1 protein-coding gene is annotated in these 1,682 nt (G+C 74.6%); it reads left to right on the top strand.

The annotated features are described in order from the left end of the window. Positions 1–734: 734 nt before the first annotated feature. A complete protein-coding gene (locus SOM13_RS15340) occupies positions 735–1,436 on the top strand; it encodes a hypothetical protein (RefSeq protein WP_320480214.1) in 702 nt (233 codons plus the stop codon). The last annotated feature ends 246 nt before the right edge of the window (positions 1,437–1,682 follow it).

The raw sequence follows: 1,682 nt of genomic DNA, 5'->3' as shown, positions 1-1,682 counted from the left end.
CCCGCGCCCCTGCCCGCGCCCCGCCGCCCGCGCCTCGCCCCCCCCGCCCCCGCCCCCGCGCCCCTGCCCGCGCCCCCGCCCCCGCTGGCAACTCCTGCCTCCCGTCGCCTGCACGGGCCGGAACAGGCGGTGCCCCCGTGACGTGCTGCAGTGAGCAGGAGTTTCCGACGCCGGCCTCTGGGTCTCGACCCGGGCGGCGGTACCGATGCGCACCTGAACGGTGCGTCCGATACCCGCACTCCGCTCCGGCGGCTGGTCGGCAACTCCTGGCTGCGGTCGTCTCGGCCGGTGCGTTCGCCGGGTGGCTGCCCTCGTGTGCGCAGGAGGCAGGAGTTGTCAGCGCCGGGTCTCGTCATCCCCAGGTGAAGGCCGAACGTGGTCGATCCCTCGTCCCCAGACGGGCCGATTCCCCGTCTCTCCACAGTGCGGAGGTCTTCGGCACGGAGCCGGGCGGGTCTTGGGCACGCTGTGTCGGCATGACCACGATCGCCGAACTCGTCATCTCCGCCGGGGGCCTCCTGCACAAGCGCGACCTGGTGGCTCACGGAGCCACCGACCGGCACCTCACGGCCGCCGTCCGCTCTCGAGGAGTGACACGGCCCCGAAGGGGCTGGTACTCCACCTGGGACCGAACCGATCCGCGATACGTGGCCGTCAGCATCGGCGGGCGACTGACCGGGGCCGCGGCTCTCCACGCGCTGGGTGCCTGGGCGTGGACGCGCCCGCCGATCACCGTGTCCGTGCCCGAGACGGCTTCGCGCCTCCGGCGGCGTCGCGGCATCCGGGTCGTCTGGGACCCGCTCGATCTCAGCGAGAGGGGCACCGCCTGGTCGGTCGACCCCCGTGACGCTCTCGCCAGGGCCGTCGTCGAGGCACGATCACTCGAAGACGCCGTGATCCTCGTGGACTGGGCCCGGCAGGCCGGTGTGGTTCTCGATGACGACGATGCCGCGGAGGTCCTGTCTCGGAAACACGCCGACGCAGCGGGCCTCGTCGCGTGGAGCGAGGGAGGCGCGGAGAGCATTCTCGAGAGCGCCGCCGGCACTCGCCTCAGGTGCGCCGGGCACCATGTGCGCCGTCAGGTGCCCGTCGGACGTTCGCGGAGGATCATCGACATGGTCGTCGACGGGATCATCGGGTTCGAGACGGACGGGCGGCAGCACCACGAGGAGAGGTTCCACGAGGACCGCCTCAAGGACGCCGCGATCGCGCGCGAGGGCCGCATCCCGTTCCGGACGGGCACGCTGATGGTGCGCGACACGTGGGAGGAGACGGCAGCGGCGATCGATGCTCTGATCTCCACCGCGGGAGGGCCGAGACCCGTTGCACACGTCGGCAACTCCTGCCTGCCGCGAGTCCTCGGGCCGCGGGGGCGCAGACACTGGCGGCTCGCCGTTCCGCGGCGCCGCAGGGAGCAGGAGTTGCCGACGGGGTGAGCGGCGCTGGCAGAGGCGGAGGTGCCGACGGACGAGCGGCGCGGGGGAGGCGGAGGCGCCGCCGGACGAGCGGCGCGGGGGAGGCGGAGGCGGCGACGGGGTGAGCGGGGCTGGGGGAGGCGGAGGCGGCGACGGGGTGAGCGGGGCTGGGGGGAGGCGGAGGCGGCGACGGGGTGAGCGGCGCTGAGGGAGGCGGGGCGTCGCAGACAGGGCGCGCGCCACGCCCGGGGGTCGGCGCGCGCCACG

This window comes from Frigoribacterium sp. CFBP9030 (assembly GCF_034045195.1).
Lineage (GTDB): Bacteria > Actinomycetota > Actinomycetes > Actinomycetales > Microbacteriaceae > Frigoribacterium.
This window is presented reverse-complemented; position numbering and strand designations above follow the sequence as displayed.